Source organism: Bradyrhizobium sp. CSA207 (assembly GCF_029051685.1).
Classification (GTDB): Bacteria; Pseudomonadota; Alphaproteobacteria; order Rhizobiales; family Xanthobacteraceae; genus Bradyrhizobium.
Genome location: NZ_JAACFT010000012.1, coordinates 202,608 through 222,695, shown reverse-complemented (window position 1 = coordinate 222,695; position 20,088 = coordinate 202,608). Strand labels below are relative to the sequence as shown.

Here is a 20,088-nt window from a genome sequence, read left to right as displayed (position 1 = left end):
GTCCGAGGACGGCAAGGAAGACAACCCCGTCAACCTCGATCCCCGCATGGCCAAGCTCGCCGGCGGCGTCCACCGCCTCGACGGACAGCTCATGGTCGTCCTCGACGTCGATCGCGTCCTCGAGCTCAAAACCGAAGTGCAAATGGCTGCGTGAGCCCCAACAACATCGAAGCCGGAGAACCAAAATGAAGACATGTTTGGTGGTCGATGATTCCAGCGTCGTGCGAAAGATCGCGCGCAGGATCCTGGAAGGCCTCGAATTCGAAGTCACCGAGGCCGAAGACGGCTCGAAAGCGCTGGAGGCCTGCCAGCGCAAATTGCCCGACGCGGTGCTGCTCGACTGGAACATGCCGGTCATGGACGGCTTCGAGTTCATGGGCCACATGCGCCGTCTGCCCGGCGGCGACCAGCCCAAGGTGGTGTTCTGCACCACCGAGAACAACGTGGCTCATATCGCCCAGGCGCTCAGCGGCGGTGCCAACGAGTACATCATGAAGCCGTTCGACAAAGACATTATCGCCGACAAATTTGCCGAAGTCGGCCTGATCCCGGTTGGACAAGCCATGGTCTGAGTGTCTGGCCCAAGCCCATTAGCCAGAGTGTTCCCAGTACAGCTTTCGAAAGGCCATCCGTGACCCCGACCGAGTATGAGTATCTGCGTAAGTTCCTGAGGGATCATTCCGGGCTCGACCTGTCCGCAGACAAGCAATATCTGATCGAAAGCCGGCTGTTGCCGCTCGCCCGCAAGGCCGGACTCTCGGGCATCGGCGAGCTCGTGCAGAAGCTGCAGGGCGGCTCGAGCGCGCTGGTCACCAGCGTGGTCGAGGCCATGACCACCAACGAGACCTTCTTCTTCCGCGACAAGGTCCCGTTCGATCATTTCCGCGATACCATCATGCCCGAAGTCATCAAGGCCCGCGCCGGCCGCCGCAGCGTGCGGATCTGGTGCGCCGCCGGTTCGACCGGGCAGGAGCCCTATTCGCTGGCGATGAGCCTGAAGGAGATGAGTGCCGCGCTCACGGGCTGGCGTGTCGAGATCATCGCAACCGACCTGTCACAGGAAGTGCTGGAGAAGGCCAAAGCCGGCATCTACAGCCAGTTCGAAGTGCAGCGCGGCCTGCCGATCCAGATGCTGATGAAATATTTCAAGCAGACCGGCGAGACCTGGCAGATCAATCCCGAGCTGCGCGCGATGATCCAGCACCGGCAGCTCAACCTGCTGCACGATTTCGCTCAGCTCGGCTCGTTCGACGTCATCTTCTGCCGCAACGTGCTGATCTATTTCGACCAGGACACCAAGATCAATATCTTCAATCGCCTCGCCCGCCAGATCGAGCCAGACGGCTTCCTGGTGCTGGGCGCGGCCGAAACCGTGGTCGGATTGACCGATACCTTCAAGCCGATTCCGGAGCGGCGCGGCCTCTACAAGCCCAATGATGCGCGCGCAGCCGCAGCCAGGCCGGCGCTCGCCGGCGCGCCGCCCCGCATGGCAGTGATGGCGGGACGATAAGCATGGCAGAGGATGGAAAGGGTACGGAGCGGGTAACGTTCAGCCGCGGCTATGATGTCTGCATCATGGCCATCGACGGCACCTGGCGGCGCGACTGCAAGCTCAACGCGATCTCCGATACCGACGCCATTCTCACGGTGGAAGGATCGATCCAGGGCTTGAACTTGAAGGAGTTCTTCCTGCTGTTGTCGTCCACCGGGCTTGCCTACCGCCGCTGCGAACTCGTGCGCGTCAACGGCGCCGAGATGGACATCCAGTTCCTGCGCGGCAAGAACAGGAAGAAGCGCGCGACCGGACACGACGCGGTCGTCTGATCTGCGCGCGGATCCACCATCGCGCTTTCCCGACACGTTGCTTCACATTTTCTGAAAACATCCGGATGAATTCGCCGCACTGGCTTTACGTGGCTTAAGCGCGAACCGTGTATCGATTGCCGGTCTCAACTCAGGATTCGGCAATGCCAAGAAGCCCTCTCTCCCCCGTCTCGTCAAACCTGCCCGACGTCGCCGAGCGGCGCGCCCTTCAGCTCCTGGTGGTCGATGACGATGCCACGCAGCGCAGCCTGATCACGGTCGCCGCCAGGCAGGCCGGCCACGAAGTCACCGTGGCGCCGTCCGTGGCGGAGGCGATCGAAAAGCTTCGCGCCGCCCGCTTCGACTGCGTGACGCTCGATCTCGTGCTGGAGGACGGCGACGGCATCGACGTGCTGCGCGAGATGGCGGCGGCGAAATTCGCAGGCGCCGTGATCGTCATCAGCGGCATGGACGGCAAGCGCCGCAGCGCCGCCCGCAACTTTGCCAGATCCGTCGGGATCGAGCTCCAGAGCCTGCCGAAGCCGCTCGACCTCGCTGCCCTGCGCATCAGCCTCGCCAATCTCGGCAAAGCCGCGATGGGCCTCCCGGCGATGCACACCTGGGGCGGTGTCGCGACCGACGCGATCGTGGAACGGCACCGCGCGTAAAGCGGGGAGCTGCTATGCGATCGGGTGCGGCAGGTTTGCCGGACCCATTGCTATCTCCATCGGATCGCCGAATTCCGACAAGGATTGCAGCGCGTGACCGAGGCCGGCGCGGCAGGCGTTGAGGGCGGCGCTCGCCGCGGCATAATGGGGCGCGAGGTCGTCGAGTACGAAGATGTCTGGGGAACTCGCCTGGTTGCCGTCGTCCGCCATCGCTGCGTCGAGCAGGCGCATACTGCTCTCGATCTGCGCGATCAACGCGCGAAGATCTGCCGCGATCAACTGACGGCTGTCGGCTTCGGGCGTCGTGGCGCGAGGGAACGACCCGGCAAAATTTAGCATGGATATTCTCCGTCCCTTGCAATTAGACGCCTTGCCGCTACTTGTGCGTTAAGTCCATGTCCCGTACAAATACGGGTGGGCCGAATCTGCGCCGAACGCCATAACCGTTGGCGCGGACGCGAGTCCTTGTATCGCCGAATGGACGCTGCATATGGCCGAACAAACCACTCGTGGTGAAATCTTCGTCGTCGACGACGACCCTGCCGTTCGCGACACCTTGTCGATGGTGTTGAAGGCGGCAGGCTATGAGGTGATCTGTTTCGCGGATGGCGCAGCGTTGCTCTCCGTCGCACGAAGCCGCACGCCGGCTGCAATCCTGCTCGATGTGCATATTCCCGGAAAGTCGGGCCTCGACATTCTGAAGGAGCTGCAAGGCGAGGATTATCCTGCGCCGATCTTCATGATCTCCGGGCAGGGCGACATCTCGATGGCGGTGGGCGCCATCAAGAGCGGCGCGCTCGACTTCATCGAGAAGCCGTTCAGAGGCAGCGAGATCGTCGGCCGGCTGGACGAGGCGATCGGGGCCTATGCACGCAGGCAGGCAGAGAGCGTATCGCCGAAATTCGGCTCGCTGCATTTCCCCGGACGCGAGCCGCTGACGCGGCGTGAACGCGAGGTGCTCGAACAGTTCGCCGCCGGTGCTTCCAACAAGGAAGCCGGCCGCACGCTCGGCATCAGCCCGCGCACGATCGAGGACCACCGCGCCAACATCATGAAGAAGCTCGGCGCGCGCAATGCCGCCGATCTGATCCGTATCGTGATGACAGCAGCCCAGCGCGCGTCGTAAGTCGATCGGTAAGCTTCGTAGCCCGGATGGAGCGAAAGCGAAATCCGGGGCCCCGCGTACGTGGCGAGACGTTTCCCGGATTACGCTACAGCGCAATCCGGGCTACGGGATCTCACCTGGCCCACGCGCATCAGCCGTTCAGCGCCTTGCGGATGATCCGTGCGAGATCCGACTTGCGATAGGGCTTTGCCAGCAACAGGACGCCTGAATCCAGCCGGCCGTGATGGATGATCGCATTCTCGGTGTAGCCGGACGTGAAGACCACCCTGAGATCGGGCCGCGTCTTCAACAGCTCGTCAGCAAGCTGCCGCCCGTTCATCTTGCCGGGCATGATCACGTCGGTGAACAGCAGGTCGAACGGCTTGCCGGCGGCGACAATCGCGAGTGCCTCCGCGGCGTTTGCGGCCTGCAAAGTGACGTAGCCGAGCGCATGCAGCTGCGCCAGCACGTAGTCGCGCACCAGCCGGTCGTCCTCGACCACGAGGATCGTTTCGCGTCCGCCCTCGACCGTTGACGGCGTCACGCCGTCGGCAACCGCCGTGGCGGTCTTGCCGGGCGGCAGATACATCTTGATCGTGGTGCCGTGACCCTCTTCGCTGTAGATCTTGATGTGCCCTGCGGACTGCTTGATGAAGCCGTAGACCATGGAGAGCCCGAGTCCGGTGCCCTTGCCGGGTCCCTTCGAGGTGAAGAAGGGGTCGAACACCCTCGCCAGCATGTTGGCGGGGATACCGGCACCGGTGTCGCTCACGGCAATCAGCACATAGTGCCCGGGCGGGACGTCGTTGACGCTGGCATAGACCTCGTCGAGATAGGCCGCGCCCGTCTCGACGATCAGCTTGCCGCCGCCGGGCATGGCGTCGCGGGCGTTGAGCGCGAGGTTGAGGATGGCCGTGGTGAGCTGGTTGGGATCGACGATCGCGACGCAGCTCTCGTCCTCGAATACGGATTCGATCTGGATCTGCTCGCCCAGCGTCGGCCGCAACAGCTTCGCGGTGTCGATGATCAGCGAGTTGATGTCGATCTCGCGCGGTTGCAGCGGTTGCTTGCGCGCAAACGCAAGCAGGTGCTGGGTCAGCTCGGCGCCGCGCCCAGCGGCCTCGTCGATCATCTTCGTGATCGCCGCAAGTTCCGGCTCCTTGGCCACGGCGTCAGCCAGGATCTCGATCGTTCCGGTGATGACGGTGAGGATGTTGTTGAAGTCGTGCGCCACCCCGCCGGTGAGCTGGCCGACCGCCTCCATCTTTTCGGCATGGCGGATCCGCTCCTCGGCCGCGATCTTGTCGGTGAGGTCGCGGTAGAAGATGTTGAACAGGAGGCCCTCGCGGCGCTTCAGTGCCGTGACGCTCAGCTCGGCCTTGAACTCCTTGCCGTCGCGGCGGCGGACCGCGAGTTCGCGGCGGCGGTTGAGCGGGCTGCTTTGTCCGGACTCCAGGAAGCGTTGCAGACCCGTTCTGGCCCGCTCGCGTTCGCTGGGGGCAACGATCAGGTCGATCGTGCTCTTGCCGAGCACCTCGTCGCGTTGCCAGCCGAACAGCTGCTCGGCCTGCGAGTTCCAGTTCAGGATTCTGCCGGTCGCGTCGGTTTGGACGAAGGCGTCGAGCGCGGTCTCGACGATGTCGTGGGCGAGCCGTTCGCTCTCGCGCAGGGATTCCTGCGCGAGCCGGGCTTCGGTCATGTCGCGCCCGACGAAGAAGAAGCGTTTGGCCGGCTCCGACCAGTTGCCGAGCCAGGATAGCCAGACCTCATGCCCGTTCTTGTGGAAGCAGCGGGTGTCGTCGAGCTTGGGGTGATCGCCGCGCCGCATCGCCCGCATCTCCTCGCGGGATTTCTCCAGATGATCGGGATGAATGAAGTCGGCGCCGCTGCGGCCGATCATCTCCTCCGGCCGGTAGCCGAGAATAGTTTCGCTGCTCGGGCTGATCTGCGCGATATGCCCGTGCGAGTCCATGACCATGATCAGATCCTGTGAGGTGTCGAAGATCTGCCGCCGCTCCTCGATCTGTTGCTGTAGCGCGCGCTCGGTCCGTCGCGCCTCGGTGAGGCTGCGGGCCGATCCGGAGGCGCCGACGATCTCACCCGACGGCCCCCTGATCGGGGAGAGGCTGAGCGAGATCTCGACCGGCGTGCCGTCCTTGCACAGGCGCACCGTCTCGAAGCGTTCGATCGGCTCACCCCGGGCGATCCGCTGCAAAATATCCTTGCCCTGCTCGCGGCGGTCGGGCGGAACAATGATCGAGGTGGATTTCCCGATCGCCTCGTCGGCCGAATAGCCATAGAGGCGTTCGGCGGCGGGATTCCAGCCCGTGATGACGGCATCGAGCGATTGCATCACGATGGCATCGTCGGAGGATTCGACAGCGGCACTGAACAGGCGCTCGCGCGTCGCATGATGGCTTCGCGCGGCCTCGGTGCGGCGATGCTCCTGGACCTCTCGTTCGAGAGCGGCTGTTTTCGCCCGCGTCTCTTCGACCATCCGAGCAAAAGCCCGGGCCAGCACGCCGGTCTCGCCGCCGGCATCGACGGGAATGTCCGCCGGACGTCCGCTGCCGATTGCCTCCACCGCCGTGGTCAGGCGCCCGATCGGGCGAGTCAATGAGCGCGCCAGGAGCACCGCGAGTGACGCCGCGGCGAGGACGGCAAGCACGCCGACGAGCAAGGACGTTTTTTGAATGGCCGCCGGCACGCGGCCGAACACGGACGGAGGAACTGTCTCGATGATCGCGACCCATTCCTTGCCCGCAAGCAGCGCCGGCGCGATCGCCGCGCCGCTCGGCCGGCCCGACCCGTCGGTGATGAGCTGCGTGGATCCTTCCAGCGTGCCGGCCTGGCCTGCAAAAAATGGAAAGTCATTGCGCCAGTTGGTGGGGTGACCTCGCACCGAGCCGAATTCTCGCGCACGATCGGGATGGACGAGATAGTCGCCGCGCGAATTCACGACGTAGATCTCTCCCCCCGAGCCCGTGGTCGAGCGGACGCGGTCGAGTGCCGGACGCATGTCGATATTGGCGATGATGATACCGAACGGCTTGCCGTCCGGTGTGAACAGCGGCGTCGCGACACGCAAAGTCGGCGTGTGAAGGGCCGTGGTTCCGCCCTGGCGGGTGGCGAGATCGACCGGCGAAACGTAGATTTCGCCCGGCGCCAACCGAATTGTTTCCTGGAAATAGGCCCGCTCGCTCTTGCGCTCCAGTTCGCCGTTGGGGACGATCCGTGCCGCTCCATTCGGGCCCGAGCGATCGACGCGGACCAGCTCGCGCTGGTCGTCCTCAAGCCCGATGATTCGAAACTGTCCGTAGCTGGGTTTGGCCTCGATCTCGGCCGCGAGCCGCGCTGCAATGCGCTCGCGCCAGGTTTGCTCCGAAACGCCGTCAATGGCGTCAACGCCGCCACCGATGTGAGCGCGGATCAGGCCATTGATGGCTGCGGCGGAGCGATAACCGACCAGATCGCCGCGCGCGCCGGCAACGTAGGATTCAAGATTGTTAGCGCGCAGGCGCGACTGGGCCTCAATGCGCTCCAAGACCCGCGGAATGACGGCTTGGGTGATGTTGCGATAGCCGAGCCAGCCGACCGCGGCCACGGTAACCGCCACCAGCAGGATCATCGCGATGGCCAGCCGGGTGGCGAGCGTCATGGGAATCTTCGCATCGTTGCTCGAGTCACCGCGCCTGTTCGGGCCTGGAACGGAACGGACGTCTTCATCATCGGCGGCCGGTGCTGACATCGGGACCCTCCGGCTTGCCGGCGTCAAGGCAGCCGTCGACTGCGGCGAGCAGCGCGTCGGCCCGGAACGGCTTCTGCAAGCTCGCCACCGCGCCGAGCTTGGTTGCCATCCTCAGGAAATCCGGCTCGGCATAGGCATCCGGCGTGACCGAGCGGCCGGAAATGACGATGATCGGAATAGCCGGCTGCTGCGCCCGGACGTGGCGCATGGTCTCCAGCCCGTCCATTCCGGGCATGAAGATGTTGAGAAACAAGAGGTCGAACTGGCTGGTCTCGAACAGCGCCAGCCCGCTGCGGCCGTCGCCGGCGACCGTCACGTGATGACCGGCCCTCTCGAGGAGCAGCCGGATCGTGATCTGCACGGCCGGATCGTCATCCACGATCAGGATGTTGGCCAAATTCCAGTCCTCTGCGCCGGATGCGAGGCAAATCGGGTGCGAAGTCGACGCACCAAATGTGAAATTGTTGCGCGGATTCCGCTCAACCTGCAAGGGCTTCGCGCCCGGTTGCCGTGCCGTCGGGTTCGTTATTGCATTGCACCGGGACGTATGCACGCCTGTGTGCATAGCAGACGCCCGTTTCCCCTCAGTCCGGCGTCTTGCGAGGGATGGATCGCCTGTGGGAAGAGCAGGGCGGATTCCCCGGACGGACAAGGAAAATGACCACCAGGAAGAAAACACCCGACCAGTTCCGCAGCGCGCGCTGGTTCGCGCCCGACGACCTCCGCTCGTTCGGCCACCGCTCCCGCACCATGCAGATGGGTTACGCGCCGGAGGAGTGGAAGGACCGCCCGATCATCGCGATCCTCAACACCTGGTCGGACGCGCAGCCCTGCCACATGCATTTCAAGTCGCGCGTCGACGACGTCAAGCGCGGCGTCCTCATGGCCGGCGGCCTGCCGCTGGAATTGCCGGCGCTGTCGCTGTCGGAATCGCTGCTCAAGCCGACCACGATGCTCTATCGCAATCTGCTGGCGATGGATGCCGAGGAGCTGCTGCGCAGCCATCCCGTCGACGGCGTGGTTCTGATGGGCGGCTGCGACAAGACCACGCCGGCGCTGCTGCTCGGCGCCACTTCGATGAACATCCCGGCGATCTATCTGCCGGCAGGTCCCATGTTGCGCGGCAACTGGAAGGGCAAGACGCTCGGCTCGGGTTCCGACGGCTGGAAATATTGGGACGAGCGGCGCGCCGGAAAGATCTCCGACAAGGACTGGCTCGATATCGAAGCCGGCATCGCTCGCAGCTACGGCACCTGCATGACCATGGGCACGGCCTCGACCATGACCGCCATCGCGGAAGCGATCGGCATGACGCTGCCGGGCGCGTCCTCGATTCCGGCGGCCGATGCCAACCACATCCGCATGGCTTCGGAGTGCGGCCGCCGCATCGTCGAGATGGTCTGGGAAGATCTGACGCCGAAGGCGATCCAGACCCGGAAGGCGTTCGAGAACGCAATCGCAGTCGCCATGGCGATGGGCTGCTCGACCAACGCGATCATCCATCTGATTGCCCAGGCTCGCCGCGCCGGCCAGGACATCGGGCTCGACGATTTCGAGATCGCGAGCCGCAAGGTGCCCGTCATCGCCAATGTGCGGCCGAGCGGCGAGGCCTATCTGATGGAAGACTTCTTCTATGCCGGCGGCCTGCCGGCGCTGATGGGCCAGATCAAGCCGCATCTGCATCTCGATTGCGTCACTGTCACCGGCCGGACCGTCGGGGAAAACATCGCGCACGCCGAAGTGCACAATGACGACGTGATCCGCTCGGTCGACAACCCCATCTACAAGGAGGGCGCGCTCGCCGTGCTCAAGGGCAATCTCGCGCCCGATGGCTGCGTCATCAAGCCGAGTGCCTGCGAGACGCGTTTCCTCAAGCACACCGGCCCCGCGCTGGTGTTCGACGACTATCCTTCGATGAAGCAGGCGGTCGACGATCCCAATCTCGACGTCACCGCCGACCACATTCTGATCCTGCGCAATGCGGGGCCGCAGGGCGGGCCGGGCATGCCGGAATGGGGCATGCTGCCGATTCCGACCAAGCTCGTGAAGCAAGGCGTGCGCGACATGGTGCGCATCTCGGACGCGCGCATGAGCGGGACCAGCTACGGCGCCTGCATCCTGCACGTCGCGCCGGAGTCTTACGTGGGCGGCCCGCTGGCGCTGGTGCAAAACGGCGACCACATCACGCTCGACGTCGCCGCCCGCACCATCAATCTCGATGTATCCGAGGCCGAGCTCGCAAAGCGCCGTGCCGCCTGGAAGGCGCCCGAGCGCCGCTTCGAGCGCGGCTATGGCTGGATGTTCACAAAACACATCAAGCAGGCCAACGAGGGCTGCGACTTCGACTTCCTGGAGACCGATTTCGGCGCGCCGATAGGCGAGCCGTCCATCTACTGACGCTGTCGTTCCGGGGCGATGCGAAGCATCGAGCCCGGAACCCATTTCACCGCGGCATTTGCGGCCCGATGGATTCTCAGATGCGCAATTGCGCATCTTAGCTCGCGCTGCGCGCGCCCCGGAATGACAAGAGAGAGTACACCATGACAAAACTCACCGAAGCCACCCGCAACAAGCTCAAATCCGTCTCCACCGCCACCGTCGCCACCGCGCTGTTCAAGCGCGGCCTGCGCATCCAGATGATCCAGGATGTGCACCCCCTCAGCCCGGACCAGCCGACCATGGTCGGCGAGGCCTTCACGCTGCGCTACATGCCGGCGCGCGAAGACCTCAACACCATCGAGGTGTTTCGCGATCGCTCGCACCCGCAGCGCAAGGCGGTCGAGGATTGCCCGGCAGGCAGCGTGCTGGTGATGGACAGCCGCAAGGACGCGCGCGCGGCCTCCGCCGGCGCGATCCTGGTAACGCGGCTGATGAAGCGCGGCGTCGCCGGCGTCGTCACCGACGGCGGCTTTCGCGATTCCGCCGAGATCGCCAAGCTCGGCTTCCCAGCCTTCCACCATCGCCCCTCAGCGCCGACCAACCTGACGCTGCACCACGCGATCGAGATCAATGTCCCGATCGGCTGCGGCGATGCGCCGGTGTTTCCCGGCGACGTCATTCTCGGCGACAGCGACGGCGTCATCGTGATCCCCGCGCATCTCGCCGATGAGATCGCGAGCGAAACCTTCGAGATGACCGCGTTCGAGGATTTCGTCACCGAGGAAGTGAACAAGGGGCGCGGCATCTTCGGTCTCTATCCCGCCACCGATCCGCAAACGCTGACCGATTTTGCGGCATGGCGGAAGGCGAACGGAAGATAGACCCGATGCGGACCCGTAGCCCGGATGGAGCGCCGCGTAATCCGGGGCGGTGTTGCCGTCTGCACGAATCCCGGATTGCGCTGCGCTCCATCCGGGCTACAAGTTACGCTTCCGCCATCCCCGCCGCCCACAGCGCAAACGCATACACGATCGCGACTTCGTCGAGCCGGTTGAAGCGCCCCGATGCGCCGCCGTGACCGGCGCCCATGTTGGTGCGGAGCAGGACCGGGCCGCCGCCGCGCATGGTGGCGCGCAGGCGCGCGATCCATTTCGCCGGCTCCCAGTAGGTGACGCGTGGATCGGTCAAGCCGCCCATCGCCAGGATCGCCGGATAATCCCTGGCCGCGACATTGTCGTAGGGTGAGTAGGACAGGATCGTGCGAAAATCCTTTTCGCTCTCGATCGGGTTGCCCCATTCCGGCCATTCCGGCGGCGTCAGCGGCAAGGTGTCGTCGAGCATGGTGTTGAGCACGTCGACGAACGGCACTTCGGCGACGATGCCGGCGAACAATTCGCCGGCGCGGTTGGCGACCGCGCCCATCAGCATGCCGCCGGCCGAGCCGCCATGGCCGACGATGCGCTTTGCGCTGGTGTAGTTCGCAGCGATCAGCGCGCGTGCGCTGGCGGCGAAATCGTCAAAGCTGTTGGTCTTCTTCTCGCGCTTGCCGTCGAGATACCAGCCCCAGCCCTTGTCGGCGCCGCCGCGGATATGGGCGATGGCGTAAACGAAGCCGCGATCGACCAGCGACAGGCGGTTGGCGTTGAAGGAGGCCGGCATCGCCATGCCGTAGGAGCCGTAGCCGTAGAGCAGCAGCGGCGCCGAGCCGTCGAGCTTGATCCCGCGCCGGTACAGGATCGACACCGGCACCTCGGCGCCGTCATGCGATTTGGCCATGATGCGCGTGGTGACGTAGCCGGCGGCATTATGGCCGGACGGAATCTCCTGGCGCTTGCGCAGGGTGCGCGTGCGCTTGGCCATGTCGTAGTCGTAGACCTCCGACGGGGTCGTCATCGACGAATAGGCGAAACGCAAAATGGTCGTCTCGAATTCGTAGGAGCCCATCGTGTCGAGCGAATAGGCCGCTTCGTCGAAGGCGATCGCATGCTCTTCGTTTGAGCTGAGATCGCGGATCACGATTCCCGGCAGCGCGTTGGCGCGCTCCAGCCGCACCAGATGGCCGGCGTAAAGATCGAAATCGATGATGTAGATGCCGGGGCGATACGGGATCAAATCCCGCCAGTTCTTGCGCTCGGGCGAGGCAAGCGGCGCGGTGACGATCTTGAAGTCGATGGCATCGTCGGCATTGGTGAGGATGAAGAGCTCATCGCCGCGGTCGCCCAGCGAATATTGCACGCCTTCCTCGCGCGCTGCGACCAGCCGCGGCGGCGCCTCGGGGGTTTCGAGATCGATCAGCCGCTGCTCGGAGGTTTCGTGGTCGCCGCCCGCAATCACGCAGAAGCGGCCGCTGGTGCTCTCGTGCAGATGGGTGAACCAGCCGGAATCCGGCTCCTCATAGACCAGGGTGTCGTCGGCCTGTCTGGTGCCCAGCCGGTGCCGCCACACCTGCATGGGGCGGTGATTGTCGTCGAGCTTCACATAGAAGAAGCTTTTGCAATCCTTGCTCCAGACCATGCCGCCGTCGGTCTCCTCGACGACATCGTCAAAATCCTGGCCCGTCGCCCAATCGCGCACCCGGATCGAAAAATATTCCGAGCCTTTGGTGTCCGCGCTCCACGCTTGCAGCTTGTGGTCGGGCGAGTGCCGGCTGCCACCGAACTTGAAATATTTGTGGTCTTTTGCAAGCGCATCGCCGTCGAGCACGATATGGCCATCGCCGCCGTCGCGCGGCATGCGGCCGAACAATTCATGCTGCCCGCCCTCCCGGAATTTGCGAAAGTAGGCGAACTGGCCATCCGGCGACGGCACGCTGGAATCGTCCTCCTTGATGCGCCCGCGCATCTCGCGGACCAGCGTCTTTTGCAGCGCTCCGGTGTGGCCGAGCAGGCTCTCTGTGTAGACGTTCTCTTCGTCAAGGTATCTGCGGATGTCGGGATCGAGCACGCCGGGATCGCGCAGCACCTCCTGCCATTTGTCGTCCTTCAGCCAGGCATAGTCGTCGCTCACGGTGATGCCGTGCCGCGTAAAGAAATGCGGCCGGCGGGGGGCGATTGGCGGCTGGGAAGGTGTCTTGGCCTGTGTCACTCGATCCTCATTGATATGCGTATCCGTACGTCGCCGTTCACCTCGCCCCGCTTGCGGGGAGAGGTCGGATCGCACTTGCGATCCGGGTGAGGGGGTACAGGTCCCTCGACAATCTCATCCGCGGAGAGAGGCCCCTCACCCCAACCCTCTTCCCGTAAGAACGCGGAGAGGGAGAAATAGAAGATGCGTCCCGCCTTATATCGTCCCGATTCCGCGAATTGCCAGCGGGACTGCGCGAAGTCGCCGGGTTGTTGATCAAGCCCTTGTATGCTTTAGGGCTATGTCCCTGCCACCGATCCAGCCCGATGCTGTTCAATTCCTACCCGTTCATCCTGTTGTTCCTGCCGGCCGTGCTGGTCGGGTACTTCTGGCTCGGGCGACGCAGCAATCTGACCCCGGTGATCTGGCTGGCGGCCGCCTCGCTCGCCTTCTACGCCATCGGCAATTGGCAGTTCGCAGGCTTGTTGCTGGCGTCGATCGCCTTCAACTATGGCGTCGGCTATCTCCTGATTGAGAAAAAGCTCACCCCCTCGCAGCGCCGGGTGGCACTTGCCCTGGGCGTTGCCGGCGATCTGCTCGTGCTCGGCATCTTCAAATATGCCGGCTTCGCCGCCGACAATCTCAATGCGCTGCTCGGCACGCATGTCGCGCTCCACATCCTGCTGCCGGTCGGGATTTCCTTCTACACCTTCACCCAGATCGCGTTCCTGGTCGATGCCTGGCGCGGCCAGGTCGCGGCCTATGCGCTGCCGCACTATGCACTGTTCGTGACCTACTTCCCGCATCTGATCGCAGGACCGATCCTCCATCACAAGGACATGATCCCGCAATTCGAGCGGGAGAAGTCGAAGCATCCCGACCCGCATCTGATGCTGTGCGGCGTGATCATCTTCGCGATCGGCCTGTTCAAGAAGACCTGCCTCGCCGACGGCATCCAGCCCCTGGTCGCGCTCGCCTTCGACGCGCGTTCGCCGAGCTTCGATCAGGCCTGGCTCGGAGCGCTCGCCTACACGTTCCAGCTCTATTTCGACTTCTCCGGCTATTCCGACATGGCGATCGGCATATCGCTGATGTTCGGCATCTTCCTGCCCGTCAACTTCAACTCGCCCTACAAGGCCACAAGCATCGTCGAGTTCTGGCGCCGCTGGCACATGACGCTGTCGCAATTCCTGCGCGACTATCTCTACATCCCGCTCGGCGGCAACCGCCGCGGCCGGGTGCTGCGCTATATCAATTTGATGGTCACGATGCTGCTCGGCGGGCTCTGGCACGGCGCGGCCTGGACATTCGTCGTGTGGGGCGCGCTGCACGGCGCTTATCTCTGCATCAATCACGCCTTCAATGCGCTGGTGCCCAACATCTCGTCGTCCCTTGCGCGCCCGGCCCGCATCCTTGGAGCCGTGCTGACTTTCCTCGCCGTCGTCGTCGCCTGGGTGTTCTTCCGCGCCGAACGGGTCGATTGGGCGATGCGAGTTATCGGCGCCATGGCGGAGCCTTCGAACATTGCCTTCGGCCGCGAGGAGATCGTGGCCCTCGTCATGGTATCGATCTATGCTGCGCTGGTGTGGCTGGCGCCGAATACGCAAGAGATCATGGGCTACGATCACCGCAATCGTGAGGTCGGCGACGGCCTGCGGGCCGGACGGATGCGGTCGCTGTTCCTTTATGGCGCGTCGCTGGTGCTGGCATTCGGGATTCTCGGCATCCAGAGCCACAGCGAATTCATTTATTTCCGGTTCTGATGCAGGGCACGTTCACCCATTTGATGCGTGTTCTCCTCGCCAGCGCAATATGCGTTCTGGGCGCGGCTGCGCTCACCTTCGTCGTCGATCCGCTGCAGCTGTTGCGTCCATCCCGCCTCGTCTCGCCGTTCTATTCCGACGACACGCGCATGCAGAATGCCGGGCTGATCCGCAGTCGGTCGTTCGACACGGCCTTCATAGGCAGCTCGCTCGCGATCCATTTCCGCCAGAGCGACATCGACCGCGCGCTCGGCGTTCATTCGCTCAAGCTGGCGATGACCGGGTCCAATTCGCGCCAGCAGGGCTTTGTGCTGGCGCATGCGCTCGGCGGCGGCGCTCGGCGCGTGATCTGGGAAATGGACGATTGGCTTTTCGTCGATGCGCCCGACATCGACGCCGATCCCTATCTGTCGGCCGATCTCTATCGCGGGACGACAAAGGGGATCGCGACCTATCTGTTCAGCGCCGCGATGGCGAAGGAATCCCTGTTCGCGGTTCTGCGATCGATTCCGCCGCTGCGGCAGCCGCTGACCCGGGCGGCGCCTTTTCTTCCGGTCAAGTTTGCGCTGTCCGATGTCGACGACATCTACGCCCTGCCGCGGGATTTCGACCTTGCGCGCGCCTACAACGCACAGAGAGCATTTGCCGCCTTCGCCTATATCACCGATCCCGTGCGCAGCCGCTTTCTCGGCGAAGGCTATGGTTATGAAGCCATGGTGCGGCATTTCGAGCGCGATGCCGTCGGCCTGATCGCGCGCCATCCGGACGTGACCTTCGACATCTACTTCCCGCCCTATTCGATCCTGCAATTCGTCGCCATGCGCGAGGCGTCACCGGCGACGCTGAAGATCGTCTACGATCTCACGGCGCGCGTTGCACAGCGCCTGACGCAGCTTCCCAACGTGCGCCTCCACGATTTTCGCGCGATCAGGGAAGTGACCCACGACCTCGGCAATTACAGCGACGTCATTCACCATTCGCCGGCGGTCGATGCGAAGGTGTTGGCGTGGCTGGCGCAGAGGAAGTATCTGGTGGACCCGAAGGCGCCGCTCACGTCACTCGACGAGCTGAAAGCGCAGGTCGAGGCATACCGCGTCGAGCGCTGAACTTCCCCTCTCCCCTTGTGGGAGAGGGTGGCGCGCCGCGCAGCGGCGAGACGGGTGAGGGGTGTTTCTCCGCGAGTCCATCTTGCGGATGTGATAGCGGAAAGAACCCCTCATCCGGCGCTTCGCGCCACCTTCTCCCACAAGGGGAGAAGGAAGAAAGCAGGCGCGGCGCAAGCCTCGCCTACACCGCCACCTCTTCGCCGAGATACGCCACCGCGGCCTCGAGGCCGCCCTTGCCGTGCGGGATCTTCAGCGCATTCAAGCCGATCTCGATGACGCCGAGCGTGCCGAGCAGCATCGGCGCATTCACATGCCCCATATGGGCGATGCGGAAGGCCTGGCCGGAGAGATCGCCGATGCCGGTGCCGAGCACCACGCCGCACTTCTCCTTGCAATAGCGTTGCAGCACCGCCGGATCATGGCCGTTGCTCATGGTCACCGTGGTGACGGTGTTGGAGCGCTCGCTGGCTTCGGCGACATTGAAGCCGAGCACCTGGCCTTCCGACCATACGCCGACCGCGCGGCGCGCGGCTTCGCCGAGCAGGCTGTGGCGGCGGAAGGCGTTCTCCAGGCCTTCCTCGTGCAACAGGTCGATCGCCTGGCGCAGCGCGAACAACAGATGCACCGGCGCGGTGCCGGCATATTTGCGATAGTGCTCGCTGCCCTCGCGCTCGCCCCAGCTCCAATAGGGCGTGCTCATGTTGGCCGTCTTGTGCGCTTCCAGCGCGCGCGCATTCGCGGCGACGAAGCCGAGGCCGGGCGGCGTCATCAGGCCCTTCTGCGAGCCGGACATCGCGACGTCGATGCCCCATTTGTCCATCTCGAACGGCATGCAGCCGAGCGAGGCAACGGTGTCGACCATGTACAGCGCCGGATGGCCGCTGGCCTTGATCGCCTTGCCGATCGCCTCGATGTCGTTCTGCACGCCCGAGGCCGTATCGACCTGGACGACCACGACGGCCTTGATGGCGTGCTCCTTGTCGCGGCGCAGGCGCTCTTCGACCTCGTGCGGCCGCACCGCGCGCCGCCAGTCGCCCTTGAGCACCTCGACCTCGGCGCCCATCAGCGCCGCCGCGTTGCCCCAGCCGATCGCGAACCGCCCGCTCTCCAGCACCAGCACCTTGTCGCCGCGCGACAACACGTTGCTCAGCGCCGCTTCCCAGGCGCCGTGGCCGTTGGCGATGTAGATGTAGGACCTGCCCTTGGTCGCAAACAGATTCGAGATGTCGCGAAGCAGGCTCTCGGTCAGATCGGTCATCTGTTTGGAGTAGATGTCGATCGCCGGACGATGCATCGCCTGCAGCACCTCGTCGGGCATGGTGGTGGGTCCGGGGATGGCCAGAAATTCCCGGCCCGCGCGAACGGTCATTGCTGTTGGTCCTTGTGTCGTGAAGACGGTCTGGAGGATTGATGACTTACGCTTCTACGCGTTGGAGGCGCCCAAGAAAAGCACGCAAAACGCAGGTCAGAACTGGGTTATCGCTTCGTCTCGCGGCAGCCGGCGGCTTCCGCCTCATCGACCGAGCAGAACCAGCGGGTGCCCTTGCTGATCTTCATCTTGATCTGGGTGTACCAGCGGCTGTTCGGGGTGTGGTAGATGCACTCGCCGGCGGTGTTGACGTTGCCCTTGATGGTGCAGTCCGGCGATGGCGCGACCGGCCCCGAGGCCGAGGCGAGCAGCACCGAATGCGCCCCATCGGGCGGCTTGGTGGCGCCCAATATCGTCGTCTTCTTGTTGCGCACGCGCCAGTCCCAGGGCGCGATGAAGGCGCCTTGCCACATCCCGGCCTTGGCCTCGCGCGCGGCAGCCTCGTCGGCCTCATAGTCGTGGGACACGCGGGTGTAGGCCAACGCCCAGCCGCTGCGCACCAGCCATTTCTGGATGTCCTCGCCGCCGACCTCGCAGCGGGCCACGGTGCGGCCGCGCCGGTCGATCGAACGGGCGTGGCAGACCCAGCTCTTGCCCTCGGTGTATTTCGCAAGCTCGTCGCGCGCAGCGACGCCGCAGGTCCAGCGCTCGCCGTGATTGTTGAGACAGAGCTGATCGGACGACGGCGCATCGATGCCGCCGAGCCGGACCCGATTGTTGCCGATCAGGACGGAATCGCCGTCGCGGACCTTTGCAGTGCCGGTGATATCGGCGGCCTGCGCCAGCGACGGGAAAGCAAGCAGTGACAGCGCAATCAGGAATTTTCGCAACATGCCGGTCCGCGTGTGAAGAAAATCTCGATAAGCCTTGCAATTGTGGTCGGCTTTGGGCCGCCCGGCCAGCGCTTGCCTCACAGACAGGCTTTCAACTTCCCGTCATTGTCGCGGACGTTCCTTACCCTCCCTTGGAGGAGGAGGGGCGATCGCGCGAAGCGCGAGCGGGGTGGGGTGACGGTCCCTCCGCGACCAACAGTGCCCGAGTGGAGAGATCACCCCACCCCGTCACGCAATCTCGCTTTGCTCGATCGCGAGCCGACCCACGAGCGAGCTACGCTCGTCTCGGACCCCTTCAGGGCAGGGTAAGAGGCGCCTCACCCCCGCCCCATCATCGCCCGCCGCGCCACCGCCAGTCCCATCAGCACGAACGCCGACGTCACTTCCGGGCCGCCGACCAGGATCCGCGTCGGCGTCTTCATTTTGTTCCACTCATAGGCGCGGAACGGGCCGCGTCGGCCGCCTTCGCCGAGGCTCGCGACGATCACGTTCAGCGCCGGCGCAAAGGCGCGCGGATCGGCGCCGAGATGGCCGAGCGCGATCAGCGCCAGCGCCGCGTCAAACACGTTCATCTCGGCGGCCATCAGCTCGCCCTGGACGTAGGAGAGCACGCGGTGGCGGATAAAATCGAAGGCGCCGTCGGGATCGATCGCGGCCTGCGCCGCCAGCGGCAGCGCGAGGAAGGCCGCATAGCAGCGGCCGAAATAGGCGCTGTAGAGCTCCGGCAGATAGTAGATGTGCGAACGCGGATTGGCGAAGGCGCCGCTTGCGGCCAGCCGCTTCTGAAAGCCGATGATGCGATGCACTGTCGCCAGCCGCGCCGGCGTCTCCAGGACCTTCCAGCGCGCGAGGTTGCGAAAACTCACATCGAGAATGTCGAGATTGAGCGTCGGATCGAGATCATTGCCATAGGGCCGCTCGCCCTTGAGATTGTCGATCCAGGTCGCAACGCCACCTTCGTAGTCGATATTGTCGTTGAGCGGCACGGTCACGCGCGGTTCGTTGACGCCCGCGCGCACCTGGTAGCCGGCATAGAAATCCAGCAGCGGCTGGTCGAGGATCGGATCGGTGCAGCCGGCCTGGGTCGCCGCGGAGATCGAGCAGGCCGTGGTGTCGCAATCCGGCACGTAGACGCCGAAGCCGAGCTCCTGCTTGATCTGGGCGAAGAAGCGGGAAAACCGCGGATGCGGCGCCGGCGCCAGCGCAGTGATGACGTCAAAGCACGCGCCGTCGCTGCCCTGAACCTGCTCGCGGCTGACGTTGACGCAGAAATCGACCATGTCGGCGATGGCGCGCTTCGCCGCGATCGCGTCGGTGGACGAGGCGAGCCCGGCCTCGACATAACCGAGCAGCGCCTCGATGAAGAACGCGTCGTAATAGGCCGAACGGTGGCGGATCTGCACCGGCTCCCACATCGGCTCGGCAATGCCCTTCCAGGGCGGATTGACGACGGCGCGTGCGGGCGAGCGCGCGATGAAGACGCGGGCGAGGTTGAACAGCAGCGACGAATTCTTGTAGCCGCGCGCGTTCAAGCCGGTCAGCGCCATGATCAGCTCGCGCCCGCGAAAGTCGGGATCGCCGATCAGGTTGAAGGCGGCATAGGTCGGCAGGAAGCCGTTGCGGCGATAGGAGCCCAGCAGATGCTGTGCGCAGTCGCGGATCACGCCGTCGAGCTGCGCCTGCGCCGGCATGGCGCCGACGAATGGCGCCGGCGGCGGCCTGGGATGATCGAGCGCGATGGTGTCGACGAGGTCGGCGACGGGCTGACCGGCGGTTGCCCAGTCGGGCTCGGCATCGTCGCGGGCGCGGACCAGCGCCTCGCGCAGCCGGTTCAGCTTGGCCGCGTCACGCAATTCGGGCAGCCCGGCACGGCGCAGCAGCACCCGCAGTGCGGGATTGCCGAGCGCGGTCTTGTAGAATTTGGCCAGATGCGGATCGCCGCTGGCTTGCCCCGACAATACGGGATCGCAGACGTCGTAAAGCGAGGGGCCGTCCTTCCGCGCCGTCAGCGCCCGGCAGGCGGCGCCGGCAAAATAATGAAAGCTCATGAAATACCTGGTCGCGGGGCCTTGGCCGAGGGCCGGCCGGCATGCTCCCAGCTGCACGCCACCCCCGCAAGTCTTTGAAAAAACTACCCGGATTCGCAGGAAATTCAAATGTGACGAGGGTCACGGAAAATCCGGCACGAGGACTGCATGATGAGGGGCTGTGACAAGGGGGTGGCGATGAAAAAATACGCAGATCGCGGCCG

Annotated in this window: 16 protein-coding genes and 1 pseudogene; 10 read left to right on the top strand and 7 right to left on the bottom strand. The window is 64.5% G+C overall.

The features are described from left to right. The 5 genes and pseudogenes from GWG65_RS16040 to GWG65_RS16020 all read left to right on the top strand — a co-directional run. Positions 1-154 (top strand): annotated as a pseudogene (locus tag GWG65_RS16040) (chemotaxis protein CheW); the annotation flags it as partial. Positions 155-185: 31 nt separating this feature from the next. Next, a complete protein-coding gene (locus tag GWG65_RS16035; RefSeq protein ID WP_275196530.1) occupies positions 186-572 on the top strand; it encodes a response regulator in 387 nt (128 codons plus the stop codon). A gap of 59 nt (positions 573-631) precedes the next feature. Continuing rightward, a complete protein-coding gene (locus GWG65_RS16030; RefSeq protein WP_275196529.1) occupies positions 632-1,510 on the top strand; it encodes a protein-glutamate O-methyltransferase CheR in 879 nt (292 codons plus the stop codon). Positions 1,511-1,512: 2 nt separating this feature from the next. After that, positions 1,513-1,824 (top strand): PilZ domain-containing protein, encoded by a 312-nt coding sequence (locus GWG65_RS16025; RefSeq protein ID WP_148739177.1) that lies wholly within the window; start codon positions 1,513-1,515, stop codon positions 1,822-1,824. Positions 1,825-1,967: 143 nt separating this feature from the next. After that, positions 1,968-2,471, top strand: a complete 504-nt coding sequence (locus GWG65_RS16020) for a response regulator (RefSeq protein WP_275196528.1) — start codon at positions 1,968-1,970, stop codon at positions 2,469-2,471. Between the two features lie 12 nt (positions 2,472-2,483). On the opposite strand, the gene GWG65_RS16015 is transcribed toward GWG65_RS16020, so the two are convergent. Continuing rightward, positions 2,484-2,810 carry a hypothetical protein gene (locus GWG65_RS16015; RefSeq protein WP_275196527.1) on the bottom strand — a complete coding sequence of 109 codons (327 nt, stop codon included), beginning with the start codon at positions 2,808-2,810 and terminating at the stop codon, positions 2,484-2,486. Between the two features lie 151 nt (positions 2,811-2,961). On the opposite strand from GWG65_RS16015, the gene GWG65_RS16010 reads away from it, so the two are divergent. Further along, positions 2,962-3,597 (top strand): response regulator, encoded by a 636-nt coding sequence (locus tag GWG65_RS16010; protein WP_275196526.1) that lies wholly within the window; start codon positions 2,962-2,964, stop codon positions 3,595-3,597. A gap of 130 nt (positions 3,598-3,727) precedes the next feature. On the opposite strand, the gene GWG65_RS16005 is transcribed toward GWG65_RS16010, so the two are convergent. Further along, a complete protein-coding gene (locus GWG65_RS16005) occupies positions 3,728-7,324 on the bottom strand; it encodes a PAS domain S-box protein (protein WP_275196525.1) in 3,597 nt (1,198 codons plus the stop codon). Further along, on the bottom strand, positions 7,302-7,721 hold the full coding sequence (locus tag GWG65_RS16000) for a response regulator (RefSeq protein WP_275196524.1): 420 nt from the start codon (positions 7,719-7,721) through the stop codon (positions 7,302-7,304). Before GWG65_RS16000 ends, GWG65_RS16005 begins: the two co-directional genes overlap by 23 nt. A gap of 260 nt (positions 7,722-7,981) precedes the next feature. On the opposite strand from GWG65_RS16000, the gene araD reads away from it, so the two are divergent. Together araD and GWG65_RS15990 are read left to right on the top strand one after the other, a co-directional pair. Continuing rightward, a complete protein-coding gene (araD, locus tag GWG65_RS15995) occupies positions 7,982-9,721 on the top strand; it encodes an L-arabinonate dehydratase (RefSeq protein ID WP_275196523.1) in 1,740 nt (579 codons plus the stop codon). 143 nt (positions 9,722-9,864) lie between these two features. After that, positions 9,865-10,584: a ribonuclease activity regulator RraA gene (locus GWG65_RS15990; protein ID WP_275196522.1), complete on the top strand. Its 720-nt coding sequence runs from the start codon at positions 9,865-9,867 to the stop codon at positions 10,582-10,584. Positions 10,585-10,687: 103 nt separating this feature from the next. On the opposite strand, the gene GWG65_RS15985 is transcribed toward GWG65_RS15990, so the two are convergent. Next, positions 10,688-12,787 (bottom strand): S9 family peptidase, encoded by a 2,100-nt coding sequence (locus GWG65_RS15985; protein WP_275196521.1) that lies wholly within the window; start codon positions 12,785-12,787, stop codon positions 10,688-10,690. A gap of 305 nt (positions 12,788-13,092) precedes the next feature. Here GWG65_RS15985 and GWG65_RS15980 point away from each other — a divergent pair, with 305 nt between their 5' ends. Then, entirely contained in the window at positions 13,093-14,529 is a 1,437-nt protein-coding gene (locus tag GWG65_RS15980; protein WP_275196520.1) for an MBOAT family protein, read from the top strand. Next, positions 14,529-15,635, top strand: coding sequence for a hypothetical protein (locus tag GWG65_RS15975; protein WP_275196519.1), 1,107 nt, complete (start codon positions 14,529-14,531; stop codon positions 15,633-15,635). Before GWG65_RS15980 ends, GWG65_RS15975 begins: the two co-directional genes overlap by 1 nt. Before the next feature lie 181 nt (positions 15,636-15,816). Here the strand turns inward: GWG65_RS15975 and GWG65_RS15970 are convergent, their stop codons facing one another. The 3 genes from GWG65_RS15970 to GWG65_RS15960 form a co-directional block, all read right to left on the bottom strand. Further along, the gene (locus tag GWG65_RS15970; RefSeq protein ID WP_275196518.1) at positions 15,817-17,004 is read right to left on the bottom strand and encodes an aminotransferase class V-fold PLP-dependent enzyme; all 1,188 of its coding nucleotides are present in this window, start codon (positions 17,002-17,004) and stop codon (positions 15,817-15,819) included. Between the two features lie 107 nt (positions 17,005-17,111). Then, positions 17,112-17,837 carry a thermonuclease family protein gene (locus GWG65_RS15965; RefSeq protein WP_275196517.1) on the bottom strand — a complete coding sequence of 242 codons (726 nt, stop codon included), beginning with the start codon at positions 17,835-17,837 and terminating at the stop codon, positions 17,112-17,114. Positions 17,838-18,154: 317 nt separating this feature from the next. Then, entirely contained in the window at positions 18,155-19,885 is a 1,731-nt protein-coding gene (locus GWG65_RS15960) for a hypothetical protein (RefSeq protein WP_275196516.1), read from the bottom strand. Positions 19,886-20,088 lie beyond the last annotated feature (203 nt).